The organism is Rhodopseudomonas palustris (genome assembly GCF_003031265.1).
Taxonomy (GTDB): Bacteria; Pseudomonadota; Alphaproteobacteria; order Rhizobiales; family Xanthobacteraceae; genus Rhodopseudomonas; species Rhodopseudomonas palustris_H.
The window spans coordinates 294,970-310,669 of sequence record NZ_CP019966.1 but is presented as its reverse complement, the minus strand read 5'-3'; the positions used below and the strand labels follow the sequence as shown (position 1 = coordinate 310,669).

At 65.2% G+C, this 15,700-nt stretch carries 17 protein-coding genes and 1 tRNA gene; 3 read left to right on the top strand and 15 right to left on the bottom strand.

Annotated elements, in window-relative coordinates; all coding sequences use genetic code 11:
* Position 1: 1 nt before the first annotated feature.
* From RPPS3_RS01470 to tesB, 8 genes are all read right to left on the bottom strand, one after another.
* Entirely contained in the window at positions 2–1,228 is a 1,227-nt protein-coding gene (locus RPPS3_RS01470; protein WP_107342526.1) for an aminotransferase class I/II-fold pyridoxal phosphate-dependent enzyme, read from the bottom strand.
* Between the two features lie 122 nt (positions 1,229–1,350).
* The gene (locus RPPS3_RS01465) at positions 1,351–1,740 is read right to left on the bottom strand and encodes a HepT-like ribonuclease domain-containing protein (RefSeq protein ID WP_349626918.1); all 390 of its coding nucleotides are present in this window, start codon (positions 1,738–1,740) and stop codon (positions 1,351–1,353) included.
* A complete protein-coding gene (locus RPPS3_RS01460) occupies positions 1,700–1,996 on the bottom strand; it encodes a nucleotidyltransferase family protein (RefSeq protein ID WP_107342524.1) in 297 nt (98 codons plus the stop codon). The genes RPPS3_RS01465 and RPPS3_RS01460 overlap by 41 nt, the downstream gene beginning before the upstream one ends.
* Positions 1,997–2,164: 168 nt before the next feature.
* Positions 2,165–3,607: an ammonium transporter gene (locus RPPS3_RS01455; RefSeq protein WP_107342523.1), complete on the bottom strand. Its 1,443-nt coding sequence runs from the start codon at positions 3,605–3,607 to the stop codon at positions 2,165–2,167.
* Between the two features lie 37 nt (positions 3,608–3,644).
* Complete coding sequence (locus RPPS3_RS01450) at positions 3,645–3,983, bottom strand: P-II family nitrogen regulator (protein ID WP_011155842.1); 339 nt, start codon at positions 3,981–3,983, stop codon at positions 3,645–3,647.
* A 309-nt stretch (positions 3,984–4,292) separates the two neighbouring features.
* Positions 4,293–5,624 carry an ammonium transporter gene (locus tag RPPS3_RS01445; RefSeq protein ID WP_107342522.1) on the bottom strand — a complete coding sequence of 444 codons (1,332 nt, stop codon included), beginning with the start codon at positions 5,622–5,624 and terminating at the stop codon, positions 4,293–4,295.
* 75 nt (positions 5,625–5,699) lie between these two features.
* Positions 5,700–6,038, bottom strand: a complete 339-nt coding sequence (locus tag RPPS3_RS01440) for a P-II family nitrogen regulator (protein WP_011155840.1) — start codon at positions 6,036–6,038, stop codon at positions 5,700–5,702.
* Positions 6,039–6,222: 184 nt separating this feature from the next.
* Positions 6,223–7,098, bottom strand: a complete 876-nt coding sequence (gene tesB, locus RPPS3_RS01435) for an acyl-CoA thioesterase II (protein ID WP_107342521.1) — start codon at positions 7,096–7,098, stop codon at positions 6,223–6,225.
* Between the two features lie 98 nt (positions 7,099–7,196).
* Here tesB and RPPS3_RS01430 point away from each other — a divergent pair, with 98 nt between their 5' ends.
* Both RPPS3_RS01430 and RPPS3_RS01425 read left to right on the top strand, forming a co-directional pair.
* Entirely contained in the window at positions 7,197–8,558 is a 1,362-nt protein-coding gene (locus tag RPPS3_RS01430) for a ubiquinone biosynthesis hydroxylase (protein WP_283812321.1), read from the top strand.
* Between the two features lie 133 nt (positions 8,559–8,691).
* Positions 8,692–9,225, top strand: a complete 534-nt coding sequence (locus tag RPPS3_RS01425) for a DinB family protein (RefSeq protein WP_107342519.1) — start codon at positions 8,692–8,694, stop codon at positions 9,223–9,225.
* Here RPPS3_RS01425 and RPPS3_RS01420 read toward each other — a convergent pair.
* The 3 genes from RPPS3_RS01420 to trxA all read right to left on the bottom strand — a co-directional run bounded on the left by RPPS3_RS01420 (position 9,222) and on the right by trxA (position 11,130).
* A complete protein-coding gene (locus RPPS3_RS01420) occupies positions 9,222–9,419 on the bottom strand; it encodes a Trm112 family protein (RefSeq protein ID WP_107342518.1) in 198 nt (65 codons plus the stop codon). The genes RPPS3_RS01425 and RPPS3_RS01420 overlap by 4 nt on opposite strands.
* Positions 9,420–9,509: 90 nt before the next feature.
* Positions 9,510–10,187 (bottom strand): LON peptidase substrate-binding domain-containing protein, encoded by a 678-nt coding sequence (locus tag RPPS3_RS01415; RefSeq protein WP_107342517.1) that lies wholly within the window; start codon positions 10,185–10,187, stop codon positions 9,510–9,512.
* Positions 10,188–10,212: 25 nt separating this feature from the next.
* The gene (gene trxA / locus RPPS3_RS01410) at positions 10,213–11,130 is read right to left on the bottom strand and encodes a thioredoxin (RefSeq protein WP_107342516.1); all 918 of its coding nucleotides are present in this window, start codon (positions 11,128–11,130) and stop codon (positions 10,213–10,215) included.
* A 310-nt stretch (positions 11,131–11,440) separates the two neighbouring features.
* Between trxA and RPPS3_RS01405 the strand changes: the two genes are divergently transcribed.
* Positions 11,441–11,515 (top strand) — tRNA-Gly (locus tag RPPS3_RS01405).
* Positions 11,516–11,757: 242 nt separating this feature from the next.
* Here the strand turns inward: RPPS3_RS01405 and RPPS3_RS01400 are convergent.
* The 4 genes from RPPS3_RS01400 to RPPS3_RS01385 all read right to left on the bottom strand — a co-directional run bounded on the left by RPPS3_RS01400 (position 11,758) and on the right by RPPS3_RS01385 (position 15,658).
* Positions 11,758–12,594 (bottom strand): ABC transporter permease, encoded by an 837-nt coding sequence (locus RPPS3_RS01400; RefSeq protein WP_107342515.1) that lies wholly within the window; start codon positions 12,592–12,594, stop codon positions 11,758–11,760.
* Positions 12,591–13,829 carry an ABC transporter substrate-binding protein gene (locus RPPS3_RS01395; protein WP_107342514.1) on the bottom strand — a complete coding sequence of 413 codons (1,239 nt, stop codon included), beginning with the start codon at positions 13,827–13,829 and terminating at the stop codon, positions 12,591–12,593. The genes RPPS3_RS01400 and RPPS3_RS01395 overlap by 4 nt, the downstream gene beginning before the upstream one ends.
* A gap of 12 nt (positions 13,830–13,841) precedes the next feature.
* Positions 13,842–14,705 carry an ABC transporter ATP-binding protein gene (locus RPPS3_RS01390; RefSeq protein WP_107342513.1) on the bottom strand — a complete coding sequence of 288 codons (864 nt, stop codon included), beginning with the start codon at positions 14,703–14,705 and terminating at the stop codon, positions 13,842–13,844.
* A gap of 71 nt (positions 14,706–14,776) precedes the next feature.
* Positions 14,777–15,658 (bottom strand): sulfurtransferase, encoded by an 882-nt coding sequence (locus RPPS3_RS01385; RefSeq protein ID WP_107342512.1) that lies wholly within the window; start codon positions 15,656–15,658, stop codon positions 14,777–14,779.
* Positions 15,659–15,700 lie beyond the last annotated feature (42 nt).

Sequence of the window (15,700 nt, the reverse complement as noted above, 5' to 3'; positions counted from 1 at the left end):
ATCATCCGAGAATCCGCACCAGGCGATGCAGCGCCTCTGCGGTGGTTTCGCTGTCCTGCACCATCGCGACGCGGATATAGCCGGCGCCTGGATTGCTGCCGTCGTTCTGCTGCCGGGCCAGATAGCTGCCCGGCACCACGCGGACGCCGCCGTCCTTGAACAGGCTCACCGCCGCGGCCTCGTCGCCGCCATGGGCGGAGACGTCGAGCCACAGGCAGAAGCCGCCGGCGGGCCGCTGATAACCGTAACGGGCGCCGAGGATCTGATCGGCGAGATCGAACTTCAGCCCATACAGCCGCCGGTTCTCCTCGACATGCGCTTCATCCGAATAGGTGGCGACCGCGACATGCTGCAGCGGGATCGGCACCTGCGGACCCGCGACGTTGCGCAGCTCGTGATAGGCTTTGAGAAAGTCCTTATCGCCGGCGACGAAGCCGACCCGCATGCCGGCCAAATTCGATCGCTTCGACAGCGATTGGAACACGACGACGTTGCGGAAATCGGGACCTGCGACCTGCAGCGCGCTGCCGGGCGCGACCTGGGTGTAGATCTCCGAGTAGCACTCGTCGCTGAGGATCATGAAGCCGTAGCGATCGGCGAGCTGCTTCAGATGCACGAAGTAATCGCGCGAGGCGACCGAGCCTTGCGGGTTCGCCGGCGAAGCCAGATAGATTGCCACCGTGCGTTTCAGCGTGGCCTCGTCGAGCCGATCGAGATCCGGCAGGAAACCGTTGGCGAGCGTGGTTGGAAGGAACACCGCCTCGCAGCCAGCGGCGCGCGCGCCGGCCGCATAGGCCGGATAGAACGGGTTGGGCATCAGGATCGCCGGCGTGCCGTCGCGCTTCGGCACGTAGCGCGCGGCAGCGATCGCAGCGAGGAACAGCCCTTCGCGGCTGCCGTTCAGCACCAATATTTCGGTTTCGGGATCAGGCGCGCGACCGAGCGCAAAGCGCTTGGTCAGCCAAGCGGATGCGGCTTTGCGGAACGGCTCGATGCCTTTGGCCAGCGGATAGCGGCCGAACTCGCCGGTATGCCGCGCCAACACGGCGCCGACGAAATCCGGGACCGGATGCTGCGGTTCCCCGACCGACAGATTGATCAGGCTTTGGCCCGGCTGATACGGCGCCAGCAGTTCGGTCAGCCGCGCGAACGGCGAGCGCTCGCTCTGCCCGGTAGCGTCGACGCTGCCGGCCGCACGCGCCGGTGTGGTGGAAGCGGACAAAGCCATTCGAAATACGCCAGTTTTCACCGCACCCGATCGCCGTGGTGGATCGAGCGGAAACAGATCAGCCACCATAGATACGGCGAGGTTAAGACGCGATTAACCATCGACCGGCGGCGACACAGCCTTCACTGCGGCCGCTGCTCGTCGCGGCGGGCAAGTTCTTCTGCCACCATGGCTTTCAGCGCCGGCAGAGCGCGTTGGACGGTGTCCCAGATCATCTGCGCGGCGACGTCCTCGTAATCGTGCCGGTAGACATTGCCGGATCCTGCAATCTGCTTCCAAGGGATCGAGCTGTGCCGGTTCTTGATGTCTTCGGACACGCGGCGGGACGCCTCGGAGATGATCTCGAGGCAGCGCGTGACCGCGTACACGGTTCGCAGATCGTTTTTGAATTCCGTCTCGGTCAGGCCGCGGGTGAATACGATTGCGAGTTCGATATGATGCTGGATGTCGCTTAGTGCGGTCGCCGATGCGTCAGAACGCATAGATGGCATCTTGCGCGGCGCTCGGCGCAACGGACGGCTTGAGCTGGTCGCGGTTCACGACGTCGACCGGATGGTCGAACAGGCCTGCGATGTAGTCCTTTAGCTCCACGTAGTCGAACACGGTGATGCGAGCCGTCGGATCGATCTCGATCAGCACATCGATATCGCTGTCCGGAAGGTTAGTACCACGCGCCACCGATCCAAACAGGGCAGCCCGCCGGACACCGCGCGCACGTAGCGGGGCCTCCGAATTCTTCAAGATCTCAAGTGCGGTGCGGCGGTCCATGGACGCAGTATAGCAGGTTTCGGGTTCGGAGCCTTGCGGCCGCGGGCCATAAAGAAAGGGGCCCCAGCTTGCGCTGGGACCCCTCGACGGTTCGGACATTGCCGGGTAGTTGCCCGAACCGTAGGTCTGGGCGCGGCGGTCTGGAGAACGCCGCGCCCTCGGGAGAACTTACATGTTGTAAGCGCGCTCGGTGTGCTCGACGAGGTCGAGGCCTTCGCGTTCGACTTCCACCGGGGCCCGCAGACCGACGATCACGTCGACGACCTTGTAGAGGATCGCCGAGCCGATGCCGGACAGCAGCACGGTGGTGCCGACGCCCCAGCACTGCGAGATCAGCTGGGTGGTCATGTCGTAGTCGCCGACCTTGCCGGCCACGTAGTCGTACACGCCGGTGCCGCCGAGAGCCGGGTTCACCAGGATGCCGGTGCCGATCGCGCCGACGATACCGCCGACCGCGTGGACGCCGAACACGTCGAGCGAGTCGTCATACTTCAGCGCGTTCTTCACCACGGTGCAGAAGAACAGGCAGACCACGCCGACCACCAGGCCGAGCACGATCGCGCCCATCGGGCCGGAGAAGCCGGCGGCCGGAGTGACTGCGACCAGACCGGCGACGGCGCCCGACAGCGCACCGAGCACCGACGGATGACCCTTGAAGATCCACTCGGCGAACATCCACGACAGCGCCGCCGCCGCAGTCGCGACGAAGGAGTTGGTCATGGCGAGCGCAGCGCCGCCCGAAGCTTCGAGGTTCGAACCGGCGTTGAAGCCGAACCAGCCGACCCAGAGCAGCGAGGCGCCGATCATGGTCATGGTCAGCGAGTGCGGAGCCATCAGCTCCTTGCCGTAGCCGGTGCGACGGCCGACCAGCAGGGCGCCCACCAGACCGGCGATGCCGGCGTTGATGTGCACCACGGTGCCGCCCGCGAAGTCGATCGCGCCCTTCTTGAACAGGAAGCCGGCGTCGGCGTTGACTTCGTCGAGCTTGGCCTGCGCGGCGGTCTTGGCGGCTTCGTCGGCAGCGGCAGCGAGCGCCTTGGCGGCGTCGTTGATCGCGTCCGGACCGGCCCAGTACCAGACCATGTGGGCCATCGGCAGGTAGATCAGGGTGATCCACAGCGGGATGAACAGCGCCACGGCGGCGAACCGGGTACGTTCAGCGAAGGCGCCGACGATCAGCGCGGGAGTGATCGCGCAGAAGGTCATCTGGAAGCAGACGTACACCAGCTCCGAGATGTTGGCGTCGACCGAGAAGGTTGCGGCCTTGGAGTCGGTGGTCACGCCGGCGAGGAACGCCTTGGAGAAGCCGCCGATGAAGTCCGAACCGCCGGTGAAGGCGAGGCTGTAGCCGTACAGGGCCCAGATGATGCAGGCGATACACACGGTGTAGAACACCTGCGCCAGCACCGAGAGCATGTTCTTGGAACGGACCAGACCGCCGTAGAACAGCGCCAGGCCCGGGATGGTCATCAACAGCACCAGCACCGTCGAGGTGAGCATCCAGGCGTTGTCGCCCTTGTTGACCGTTGGCTCGGCGTAGGCCGCGGTTGCGGCGAACATGCCGGCCGCAAGGACCGCCAGTCCCGCGCCGTAGGGACGTTTGAACGTCATTTGTCGTCTCCTGAGTGAAGCAATGAAGGTGAGGGGATCAGAGGGCGGCCGCGTCGGCCTCGCCGGTGCGGATGCGCACGGCGTGGTCGAGGCCGATGACGAAGATCTTGCCGTCGCCGATCTGGCCGGTCTTGGCGGCGCTGGTGATCGCCTCGATGGTCTTCTCGACCTGCTCGTTGGCAATCGCGACCTCGATCTTGATCTTGGGCAGGAAGCTCACCGCGTATTCAGCGCCGCGGTAGATCTCCGTGTGGCCTTTCTGGCGGCCGTATCCCTTCACTTCCGTCACCGTCAAACCGTGAACGCCGATGGCGGTCAGGGCGTCACGGACTTCTTCGAGTTTGAATGGCTTAATGATCGCCATAACAATTTTCATGGGTCCTATCCCCGCTAGGTCCCGACCGAACTGGCCGGGAAATGATCTCGACTGAAAATCCCCACGCGGAGCATCACTACGCGGGCACAGCCGGCCCCTTAGAATCAAATGCCGTGCCAGTCGGGCGGGGCTTTGGAATCGTTTCGGAATCAGCGCCTTTTTCGCGGTGTGGCACTGGAGCACCAGCTGCGCTATTCGGTCGCGCTCAACAGGTGGGCATGCCTGATCAAAAATCAGGCATGCCAGCTTGCGGACACAATGATTGCCCAACCGAAGGGCATAACGCTTAGTCTAAAGTCGGGCGCTGGCTTACTGCAGCGCCTCTCCATGCTGCGAAATATCCAGGCCTTCGATCTCGTGCTCGCGGGAGACGCGGAGCGCCACGAACAGGCTGACGGCTTTCAGCAGCACATAGGTGGCCACGCCGGACCAGACGAAGGTGACTAAGATACCGGCAAGCTGGGTCAGCGGCTGCATCCAGGAGCCCTCGAGCGCGCCTGAGACGCCGCCGATCGAGGCGGTAGCGAAGATGCCGGCCAGGAACGTCCCGGTGAGACCGCCGATGCCGTGGACGCCGAATACGTCGAGCGAGTCGTCGTAGCGCAGCTTGTGCTTCAGCCAGGTGCAGGCCCAGTAGCAGATCAGGCCGGCGACGATACCGATCACCACGCCATGCCAGGGTTCGACATAGCCCGACGCCGGCGTAATGGTGCCGAGACCGGCGACGGCGCCGGAGATCATGCCGAGCACCGACGGCTTGCGCCGCGCCATCCATTCGATCGCGCCCCAGGTCAGCGCGCCGGAGCAGGCGGCGAGGTGGGTGGCGGTGATGGCGAACACCGCGCGGGAATCCGCCGCCAGCGCGGAGCCGCCATTGAAGCCGAACCAGCCGACCCACAACAGGCCGGTGCCGATGACGGCGAGCGACAGGTCGAACGGCGACAGGTTTTCCATGCCGTAGCCGTGGCGGCGGCCGATCACGATCGCCGCCACCAGGCCGCCGGTGCCGGCCGACAGGTGCACCACCAGGCCGCCGGCGAAATCGAGCACGCCCATCGCGCCCAAAAAGCCGCCGCCCCAGATCCAATGCGCCAGCGGCACATAGACGAAGATGAACCAGCCGATCGAGAACAACAGGTAGGCGGAAAACCGCATCCGGTCGGCGACCGAGCCGGCCACCAGGGCCACCGTGATGACCGCAAACGTCATCTGGTAGAGCATGAACAGCGCTTCCGGGATGGTCTTGGCCGCCGGATTGACGCTGTCCATGGTCATGCCGGCCAGGAAGATTCGGTCGAACGAGCCGATCAGGCTGCCGCTGCCGGTGAAGGCGAGCGAATAGCCGAACGCCACCCACAGGATCGAAATCAACGCCACGGCCGCGAGGCTCTGGGCCATCGTGGCCAGCACGTTCTTCTTGCGCACCATGCCGGAGTAGAACAGCGCCAGACCGGGGATGGTCATCATCAGCACGAAGGCGGTCGCGACCGTCATCCAGGCGGTGTCGGCCGGGCTGATGCCGGGCGTCCCCGTGGCCGTCCCCTGCGCCAGAGCCGGCGTCACGCCGGCTGCCGCAAGGCCGAATGTTGCAAGGATGTAGCCCGTCGCGGCCGACGCCGCGCGGCGTAGCAACAAGGTCATGATGCCCGTCCTGTTGGAACTGTGCGCGGCGCCCCCCGGCTCCGCGGGGTTGGGAAATGGCTGTCGAAGGCCGGCTTACAGCGCGTCGACGTCGGTCTCGCCGGTGCGGATCCGCAACGCGCGGTCGATCGGCGTGACGAAAATCTTGCCGTCACCGATTTGACCGGTGCGGGCGCCGCGGGTGATGACTTCGACCGCCTTGTCGGCGAGGGCGGAATCGACCGCAATCTCGATCCGCAGCTTGGGCAGGAAATTCACGATGTACTCGGCACCACGATAGATCTCGGTATGGCCGCGCTGGCGGCCGTAGCCCTTGACCTCGGTGACGGTCATGCCGTGAACGCCGATCTCGGTCAGCGCCTGGCGGACCTCGTCCAGCTTGAAAGGTTTGATGATGGCGACGACCAGTTTCATGCGTTAGCCCCTCATTCGCGCAAAGCCTTTTGACACCGCCGCGGCGGTGCTCCGGTCCCGTGTATATGCCGGGTTTAGCGGCAAGGCGCGCAGAAAATAAGCTGATTGACTGCTCAGCGAGAAGGCTGAGCCAGAGGTCGTCATTGCTGGCAGCCGAGGGGGGGCCGCAGCGCCGGAGCGACGGTCAGCCCTTGGGCGCCTCGCGGCGTTCGCGCACTGAGCCTTCCTGGGCGACGGAGGCCACCAGGGTGCCGTCGGTCTTGAAGATCTGGCCGCGGGTCAGGCCGCGGCCGCCCTGCGCCGACGGCGAGTCCTGCGCGTACAGCAGCCATTCGTCGGCGCGGAACGGGCGGTGAAACCACATCGCGTGGTCGAGGCTCGCCGGCATCATCCGCTTGTCGAACAGAGTGCGGCCGTAGCGTGCCATCACCGCGTCCAGCAGCGAGAAGTCCGACGCATAGGCCAGCGCGCACATGTGCAGCGCCGGATCGTCGGGCAGCTTGGCGGCGGTCTTGATCCAGACGTGGATCCGGCCGTCATCGATTTTCTGGCCGAAATAGCGAGACAGCTCGACCGGGCGCAGCTCGATCGGCCGGTCGCTCTCGTAATAGCGCTTGATGAAGTCCGGCATCTCTTTGAAGAACGGCTGCTTGATGATCTCCTCGGCCGACAGCGCTTCGGGCGGCGGCACGTCGGGCATCTTGTCCTGGTGGTCGAAATTGGTCGGCTCGTCGTCGTGGAACGACATCATCAGCGAGAAGATCGCGTTGCCGTGCTGGATCGCTGTGACCCGGCGGGTGGTGTAGCTGCGGCCGTCGCGCAGCCGCTCGACCTGGTAGATGATCGGCACCTGCGGGTCGCCCGGCAGGATGAAGTAGCAATGCAGCGAATGCGGCAGCCGGTTCTCGACGGTGCGGCAGCCGGCGACCATCGCCTGGCCGATCACCTGGCCGCCGAACACCCGCTGCCAGCTGGTCTTCGGGCTTGTGCCGCGGAACAGATTCACCTCGAGCGGTTCGAGATCGAGAATCGAGATCAGATCGATCAGGCTCTTGGACACCGGTCGAGCTCCTTCACGGCGGTTCAGGCAGGGCGGGATAACGCGCAACAAAGCGTCGAAACAACAAGTTGGCCCGTCGCAACAGCGACCAGGGCGGAATGCCGCGCGGCCACGCAGGTGATTTCCCACCGCCGGCGTTGTCTGTTAGAAACCGCCCCAGCAACAGCGGGTTGGTCCTTGAAACCTGTTTCGCCCAGCTCCGATCCGGGCGCAAGGATCATGGCGCGAGAGTGAGAAATATGACGGCACCGCGAAGCATTGTGATTGGGGGCGGGGCGTTCGCCGGCTTGGCGCTGGCACTGGCGCTGCGCCAGGGGCTCGGGCCCGAGGTGCAGGTGATCGTCGCCGATCCGGCGCTCGCGCTGCGACCGAGCCGCGACCCGCGCGCCACCGCGATCGTGGCGGCGTGCCGGCGGCTGTTCGAGGCGCTCGGAGTCTGGGACGAGGTGGCGCCGACCGCCCAGCCGATCATCGACATGATCGTCACCGACAGCCATCTCGAAGATGCGACCCGGCCGGTGTTCCTGACGTTCGCGGGCGAAGTGCAGCCTGGCGAGCCGTTCGCCCACATGGTCGAGAACAAATATCTGGTCGAGGCGCTGGCCAAGCGCGCCGAGGCCGAAGGCGTCGAGCTGCGCGCCACCCCGGTCACCTCCTATGACGCCCGCACCGAAGCGATCGGCGTCACGCTCGGCGACGGCAGCGTGATTGATGCCAGCCTGCTGGTCGCCGCCGATGGCGCCAAGTCTCGACTGCGCCAGCGTGCCGGCATCGCCACCTATGGCTGGGATTACGACCAGTCGGGCATCGTCGTCACGGTCGAGCACGAGCGCGACCACAATGGCTGCGCCGAAGAACACTTCCTGCCAGCCGGACCGTTCGCGATCCTGCCGCTCACCGGCCGGCGCTCGTCGCTGGTGTGGAGCGAGAGCCGCCGCGATGCCGAGCGGATCGTCGCGCTGCCGGAGAAGGAATTCCAGCGAGAGCTGGAAAAACGGTTCGGGCTGCGGCTCGGCGACGTCAAGCCGCTGGACAAGCCGAAGTCGTTTCCGCTCGGCTATTTCGTCGCTCAGTCGTTCATCGCGCCGCGGCTCGCGCTGATCGGCGACGCTGCGCACGTGATCCATCCGATCGCCGGGCAGGGCCTCAATATGGGCCTGCGCGACGTCGCGGCTCTGGCCGAGGTGGTGGTCGATGCAGCGCGGCTCGGAATCGATCCCGGTCAGGTCGACGTGTTGGAGGGCTATCAGCGCTGGCGGCGGTTCGACACCATGGCGATGGGCGTCGCGACCAACGGGCTCAACTTCCTGTTTTCCAACAACTCGCCGCTGCTGCGCGGGATACGCGACATCGGCCTCGGTCTGGTCGACCGCTTGCCGCCGCTGAAGGGTGCCTTCATCCGTCAGGCCGCCGGCCTCACCGGCGAGACGCCGCGGCTGCTGAAGGGCGAGGCGCTGTAACGCGGCGCCCTTCCCAGGTTCACCGGACGGCTCAGGCCACGCGGCGCCCCTCGCGCGTTGCAAAAAGCTGAGAATATCTCAGCCGTGTCGCACGAGCTTCCTGGCTACGGTGCTGCCGCGAGGGAATCAGGGCATGGATGGACGCCATTTCGCACAACTCGCTGCCTACAACCGCTGGGCCAACGCCCGGCTCTATCAGGCCGCGTTGGCGCTGCCCGATGACGTATACCGCCGCAGCGTCGGTGTGTTCTTCGGCAGCCTGCACGGCACGCTGAATCATGTGCTGGTGGCCGACCGAATCTGGCTGAAGCGACTGACCGGCGCGGGCGAGGCGCCAACCCGCCTCGATGAGATCTTGTTCGAAGATCTTCGTGCGCTGGCTCGGGCGCGTGCCGCGGAGGACGAGCGCATCATCGAGATGATCGACGGCCACGACGCTGCGGCGTTGGCCGGAATGGTCGAGTACGCGACGACCTCAGGCAAGTCCTTCCATCAGCCGCGCGCCGAGATTCTCAGTCACGTCTTCAATCACCAGACGCACCACCGCGGCCAAGCCCACGCTTGCCTGTCGATCCTGACCGGAGCCGAGCCGCCGACGCTGGATCTGCTGGCATTTCAGCGCGGGGTGCCGGCGCCGGATCTCGCCGCACTCGCGGCGGGTCGTTAGTCGAGTCGACGTGCCTCTTCTGGAAGCATGATCGGAATACCGTCTCGAATCGGGTAGGCCAGCTTGGCGCCTCGCGAGATCAGCTCCTGGCGGGCGGCATCGAACTCAAGCGGTCCCTTGGTGACCGGACAGACCAGGATGTCGAGCAGCTTGCGGTCAACGGTGTCGGGCCGCTCGGACGGCGAAATGGTCATAGCTTCAGGCTCCAGAACAACGGGCTCGCGTCGGGCTTGATCGGACAGCAGCGCGGCGCCGTCAACGCGCCGGCGCAAATTGCTGTGTCGTCACTGCAGCGGCGGGTCGCCGCTGGTGCGCTTCTTGGCGAGGTCCATCTCGGTGACGGCGATCAGGATTTCGGCGCGGGTCTTGAGGTCGGGGGCTTCCAAGAGCGCCTGCTTCTCCGCCGGCCCATAGGGCGACATCATCGCCAGTGCGTTGACCAGGGCTTCGTTCGGCGCGCTTTCGACGCCGTCCCAATCGACCTTGAGGTTGTTAGCCTTGAGGAAGTCGGTCAGTACCGACAGCAGGGTCTCCCGATCCACCTCATCCTCGCCCTTGCGAGCGGTAAAATCGTCGACGAACGGGAAATAGTCGACCTTGCACTGCCGGTACGGCGTCAGCACCTCCAGCTCCTCGACCACCTTGAAGCGCGAGACGCCGGTCAGTTCGAGAATGTAGCGGCCATCGCCGGATTCGGCGAGCTGGGTGATTCGCCCGACGCAGCCGACGTTGAACAGCGACGGCTTCTCGGCGGTCTCGGATGAATGCGCCGTATCCGGCTGAATCATGCCGATCAGCCGATGGCCGTCGCGCAGCGCATCGTCGATCATCGCCAGATAGCGTGGCTCGAAGATATTCAGCGGCATCTGGCCGCGCGGCAGCAGCAGCGCTCCCGCTAGCGGAAACACCGGAATCACTTCGGGAAGATCGGCTGGCCCGCGATAGGCGGCATTGATCGGCATCGCCGGCTCCGCGCTTTGAATTCGATTACGAGAACAGAATCGTCGACAGCCGCTTGCGGCCTTCGACGGTGGCGTCGTCGGTCGGTCCCCAGGCGTCGAAGAACTGCACCAACTGCTTGCGGGCGCCGTCGTCGTTCCATTTACGGTCGCGCTTGACGATGTCGAGCAGGTGCGTGGTCGCATCCTCGCGCCGGTCGGCGGCATTCAGCGCGATCGCCAGATCAAATCGCGCCTGATGATCGAGCGGATCGGCCGCGACCTTCTGTTCGAGTTCGGCAATCGGGCCGAGCGACTGTGCCTGTTCGGCAAGATCGATCATCGCCTGCACGGCCTTGACGGAGGCATCCTCGCGCTTGGCCTCGGGCACCAGCCCGAGCGTCTTCTTGGCCTGTTCGGTGGCGCCGGTCTGCATATAGCAGCGGGCCAGCCCGGCGATCGCCTGGATATTGGTGCCGTCGGCCCGCAGCACTTCGGCATAGATCGAGGCCGCGGTCTGGACATCACCCTCCGCCAGCACCGCCTCGGCTTCCTGCAGCAGCTCGGCGGCGGTCGGCGCACCGCCCGGCATGCCGGCGGTCAGTTTCTCGATGAAGGCGTTGACCTGGCTCTCCGGCACCGCGCCCATGAAGCCGTCGGCCGGACGGCCGTCCACGAAGGCAATGACCGCCGGAATCGACTGAATGCCCATCTGGCCGGGAATCGACGGATGCTCGTCGATATTCATCTTGACCAGCTTGACCTTGCCGTTCGCAGCCCGAACCGCCTTTTCCAGGATCGGGGTGAGCTGCTTGCACGGGCCGCACCACTGCGCCCAGAAGTCGATCAGAACCGGCTGGCGCTTGGATTCCTCGATCACATCGCGGACGAAGGTCTGGGTCGTGGTGTCCTTGATCAGATCGGCGGCCTGAGGCGCCGCACCGCTGCCCTGCTCCAAAATCGTCACGTCGTCCTCGCTGTTGTCCGTCGGGTTCGCCGTTTTAGCACGGCCCCCGCTCTAGATGGCGCCAGAAGTTCAATTTGCAACGGGAACCGGTGCTCCGCCGGCGTTCGCCAGCGAGCCGGCCGGATCGTTTTATGCGGTGGCTGTCGGCGCCGTACGCCGCGCGCTTGGTCGCATTTGAGGCAAAATCTCTCAGGCGGTCATCGATCCGCAAAAAGCCGGCACATGAAATGTCGAACGGCTGTTGCAATCGCTCGCGGCATTTGGCATACGACTGCCCACGGTCGTGCCCACGGCGCGCCGTTTCTCGGATGCGGGTGTAGCTCAGGGGTAGAGCACAACCTTGCCAAGGTTGGGGTCGAGGGTTCGAATCCCTTCGCCCGCTCCAGAGATCCGCCAGACTAGGCGATTGCTTTTTCAGTCTATTGAGCCACTTGCCGTGACGGTAGTTGTTCGCGCGCGCAATGCGCCGGGCAGACTTCTGATTCGCTCGACGCTCGCCTGAACTTTAGATCGCCGCAACGAAATCGGGCCCCGAACGGGATGACACCGCGCGGAGCCCGCTGCATCGCCGGCGCAGGGGCCCGGCGATAAACGGTGGCCGGGCGTGTGCCGCTCGGCCGATCCGAATTACTCCTCTCGCGCCCAACTGGCGCGGCGGACGGCACGTTCGCAGAGAAAGTCGAGCGTGAAGCCGATCAGGCCGATGATCACCACGGTGGCGGCGAGCCGGTCGTATTCCAGCGTGTCGCGGGCGTCGTTGATGGCGTAGCCGAGCCCCGAGGTGACGCCGAGGAATTCGGCCGGCACCAGCACGATCCAGGCGACGCCGACGGCGAGCCGGATGCCGGCAAGTGCGTCCTGCAGGATTGCCGGCACGATGATGGTGAACAACATGTGCCAGGGCTGGGCGCCAAGATTACGGGCGACCTTGAACCAGGCCGGATCGATTCGCCGGAAGCCGTGCGCGGTCGAGAACAGGATCGGCCAGATCGCCGCGACGCCGATCAGGAATACGATCGCGCCGTTCCAGCTCGAAAATGCCATCACGGCGATCGGCATCCAGGCGAGCGGCGAGATCATCCGCAGAAACTGGAACGGCACCGAACTGGCTTGGCGCATTCCTTTGAACCGCCCGACCAGGATGCCGAGCGGCACGCCGAGCACGATCGCCCAAGCCAGCCCGCCGCCGATCCGCGCCAAGCTCGGCAGCGCCATCTTGGCTGCTTCGCCCGACGCCAGCATCGACCACAGCCTTTGAAAGGTCGGGAGCGGCGCAAAGTCGGCAAAGCTGGCGGTGCGAGGATTGGCGGCGATGAGCGCCCCACCGATCCACCATACCGCGAGCAGCGCGGCGATGCCGAGCAGCACATAGCCGAAGCTGCGTGCATGGCCGGCGAGGTGTTCGCCGGTTCGCCGCGATGGCTCAATCGCGGCGGTGTCGTCGAGGGTCAGGTCGAGACTCACAGCGCCAGCACCTCGGTTCGGGTGAACGGGTCGGCCGGATCGACGCTCGGCGAGTTCTTCCAGTCCGGATGTTTGGTCATCGCCTGCTTGACGAACGCATAGTCGACCAGATCCTTGGTGACGAAATCCGGATCGAGCTTTTTCAGGAACGTCTTATCACCGGCCACGACGGTGTCGTTCATCGCCTCGACAATCAGCCGAGTGGCCGATGGATACGGCCACGGCTGAAAGTCGATGCGGCCGAGCTTCCACTCGGGGTGAGTGATGGCGTTGGTCTCGCCATAAGCCTTGTCGTCGTAATAGGTTATCGCCCGCTCGATCACCTCGGCCGGCAGCGGCAGATAGCCGGCGCCGTCCTTCGACAGCAGCTTGGCGACCTCCTTTTTATTGGCGCTTGCGTAGATCTCGGCGCGGACCAGCGCGTTCATCACCTTCTGGGTCCATTCCGGTTTCTTCTTCGTCACCTCCTCGTTCATGCACAGCACGCAGCAGGGGTGATTCTTCCAGATGTCGCCGGTGAAGCGCAGCATCCGGCCGCCGGCCTTGGTTTCGCCGAGCGCGTTGAACGGTTCGGCGACGATGTAGGCGTCGATCTTCTTGGCGGCGAGCGCCGGCGGCATGTCGGACGGTGCCATCACCTGGAGATTGCATTCGTCGGCGGCGAGCGGCTCGCTCTGGCCCTTGATCACCGGCTTGATGCCGGATTTGCGCAGCGCGTATTGCAGCACGATGTTGTGCATCGAGTACCAGAACGGCACCGCGACCTGCTTGCCGCCGAGGTCCTTGAACGACTCGATCCCGGTCTCCTTGCCGACCACGACGCCGGAGCCGTTGGTATGAGCCCAAGCCATGATCTTGACCGGGAAATTGTTGTTATATCGCATCCACACCGGGATCGGCTTGAGCAGATGCACCAGATTGAACTTGCCGGCCGCGAAGCTCTCCACCAGCGGCGACCAGCCGCGGATCAGGGTCGGGCGCTCGGCTTCCAGCCCTTCGTCCTTGAAGTAATCCATGCCGTGCGCGACCAGGAGTGCGGTGGCGTCGGTGATCGGCAGATAGCCGATCCGCACCACTTCATCGTCGGCCGCACGCGCGGCCTGGCCGAAACCACCGAGCATCGTGCCGAGCGCGGCGAGCCCGCCCGCGGCCAGCATGTCGAGCGTCTGCCGGCGGGTGATCCGAAAGCGGTTGTCTTCGGGATGGACGATGTCATCTCCGCAATTGATGCACATGGAGGTCTCCTGTTAGCGGGCGCCGGCGGCGACGATCTTGAGCGGGGCGGATTCAGCGAGGGCCGGGCTTGGGCCGCCGTGTAGCGCGCGGCCGGTTGCGCGCTCGAAGGCGACCTGCAGCTTCGCCTGCGCGGCGGCGACGCTGGTGGCGCGGCGCTCCGGATCAGGATCGCGGCGGTCAATCTCGATTGCCACCGTCTCGGCGATCCGTCCGGGATCGGACGCCATCACCACCGCGCGGTCGGCCATCGCCACAGCTTCCGGGATGTCGTGGGTGACGATCACCAGCGTGATCTTCATGTCTTCGGCGATGCGGCGGACGTCGCGCTGCAATGCGCGGCGCGTGACGGCGTCGAGTGCGGAAAACGGCTCGTCGAGCAGCAGCACTTCGGGTTCGACAGCGAGGGATCGTGCCAGTGCAACGCGCTGCTGCTGCCCGCCGGACAGATCCTGCGCGTTGCGGCTGCCGTAGCCGTCGAGTTCGACGAGGTGCAGCAACTCTTCGACGCGGGCGGCAATCTCTTTCTTCGGGCGGCCGGCGAATTTCAAGCCGAGCCCGATGTTCTGCGCCACGCTCATCCACGGATACAGGTTGGGCTGCTGGAACATCACGATCCAGTGCGGTGACGGGCCTTCGACCAGCGCGCCGTCGATACGGACCTCGCCGGTCGTCGGTTTGGTCAGGCCGGCGATGATGTGCAGCAATGTCGACTTGCCGCAGCCGGAACGGCCGACCAGCGCGAGCTGCTCGCACGGCTTGATCTCGAGATCGATGGTGGTGAGCACCTTGTTGCTGGAGCGGCGATAGCGATGGCTGACTCCCTGAATCGTGATGTGTGCGCCGGGCCAAGACTTCTTCGACTGATATGCCGGCATGCGGCCGCCGCTCCTTCGTATCGTGGAGATCGGGAAGGGACGGCACCGGCCACGGCCGGTGCCGGGGGCGATTACTCCGCTGCCATCAGCGGCTGTGCCGCGTAGGGCAGACCCTGTTCGATCGGCAGCGACGGATCGCGCGACCATTCATTCCAGGAGCCGAAGTACAGGCTGACGTCCTTGATGCCGGCCTCCTTCAAGGCGACCAGGGTGTTGGAGGCGCGCGCCCCTTTGAAGCAGTACAGAACCACTGGTGTGTCCGGCGTGATGCCGACCGTGGCGCATTCGGCGAGGATCTCGTTCGGTGATTTGAACATCGGACCGGCTGCCGACGGCTTCATCATTCGGTACCACTCGATCCACACCGCGCCGGGGATGCGGCCTTTGCGCGGGCAGAAATCCTTGCCGTAGGGCGAAGAGCTTTCGCCGACCCATTCGTCGACGTCGCGGGTATCGAGCTTCACCTTGCTGGAATCGCCGACCGCCGCCTTCATGCCTTCGAGATCGACCAGGATCGATGCGGCGGCCGGGTCGACCTTGAAGGTCTTCGGCGCCGGTGTCGGCACGTCCGTGGTGGTCGGCAGACCGGCGGCGACCCAGGCGCTAGTGCCGCCGTGCAGGATCTTGACCTTGGGATAGCCGAGGTAGCTCAGCAGCACATAGCCGCGGCACGACTGGCCGAAGCCGGTGTTCATCGACTGCTCCGCGATCACCGCGGTCTCTTCGCCGGACAGGCCTGCGGCGCCGAAGATCGCCGCGAACTTGTCGCGCATCTCGGCAATGCCTTCTGGGGTCGAAGTGGCGAGATAGGTGAAGATGTCGTGGACATTGACGGCGCCGGGAATGTGTCCTGCCGCGTAAGTTGCCGGGTCGCGGGTGTCGATCACCACGGTGCCGCCGGCGGCGATCATCTCGGAGAGTTCGGCGGGCGATACAAGAACCTTGTCAGTCATCAGTCGCTCCAGTGCTCGTTGTTGGGTCAAGACGTCGTTGTC

Bases quoted from the DNA above. Each gene is read 5' to 3' on its own strand.
- RPPS3_RS01440 (WP_011155840.1), bottom strand. From the start codon at position 6,038: ATGAAACTGGTCGTCGCCATCATCAAACCTTTCAAGCTGGACGAGGTC.
- RPPS3_RS01460 (WP_107342524.1), bottom strand. From the start codon at position 1,996: ATGGACCGCCGCACCGCACTTGAGATCTTGAAGAATTCGGAGGCCCCG.
- RPPS3_RS01395 (WP_107342514.1), bottom strand. From the start codon at position 13,829: ATGTGCATCAATTGCGGAGATGACATCGTCCATCCCGAAGACAACCGC.
- RPPS3_RS01445 (WP_107342522.1), bottom strand. From the start codon at position 5,624: ATGACCTTGTTGCTACGCCGCGCGGCGTCGGCCGCGACGGGCTACATC.
- RPPS3_RS01455 (WP_107342523.1), bottom strand. From the start codon at position 3,607: ATGACGTTCAAACGTCCCTACGGCGCGGGACTGGCGGTCCTTGCGGCC.
- RPPS3_RS01385 (WP_107342512.1), bottom strand. From the start codon at position 15,658: ATGACTGACAAGGTTCTTGTATCGCCCGCCGAACTCTCCGAGATGATC.
- RPPS3_RS01430 (WP_283812321.1), top strand. From the start codon at position 7,197: ATGCCGCGCGGCCACGCAGGTGATTTCCCACCGCCGGCGTTGTCTGTT.
- RPPS3_RS01425 (WP_107342519.1), top strand. From the start codon at position 8,692: ATGGATGGACGCCATTTCGCACAACTCGCTGCCTACAACCGCTGGGCC.
- RPPS3_RS01420 (WP_107342518.1), bottom strand. From the start codon at position 9,419: ATGACCATTTCGCCGTCCGAGCGGCCCGACACCGTTGACCGCAAGCTG.
- RPPS3_RS01470 (WP_107342526.1), bottom strand. From the start codon at position 1,228: ATGGCTTTGTCCGCTTCCACCACACCGGCGCGTGCGGCCGGCAGCGTC.
- RPPS3_RS01450 (WP_011155842.1), bottom strand. From the start codon at position 3,983: ATGAAAATTGTTATGGCGATCATTAAGCCATTCAAACTCGAAGAAGTC.
- RPPS3_RS01390 (WP_107342513.1), bottom strand. From the start codon at position 14,705: ATGCCGGCATATCAGTCGAAGAAGTCTTGGCCCGGCGCACACATCACG.
- RPPS3_RS01415 (WP_107342517.1), bottom strand. From the start codon at position 10,187: ATGCCGATCAATGCCGCCTATCGCGGGCCAGCCGATCTTCCCGAAGTG.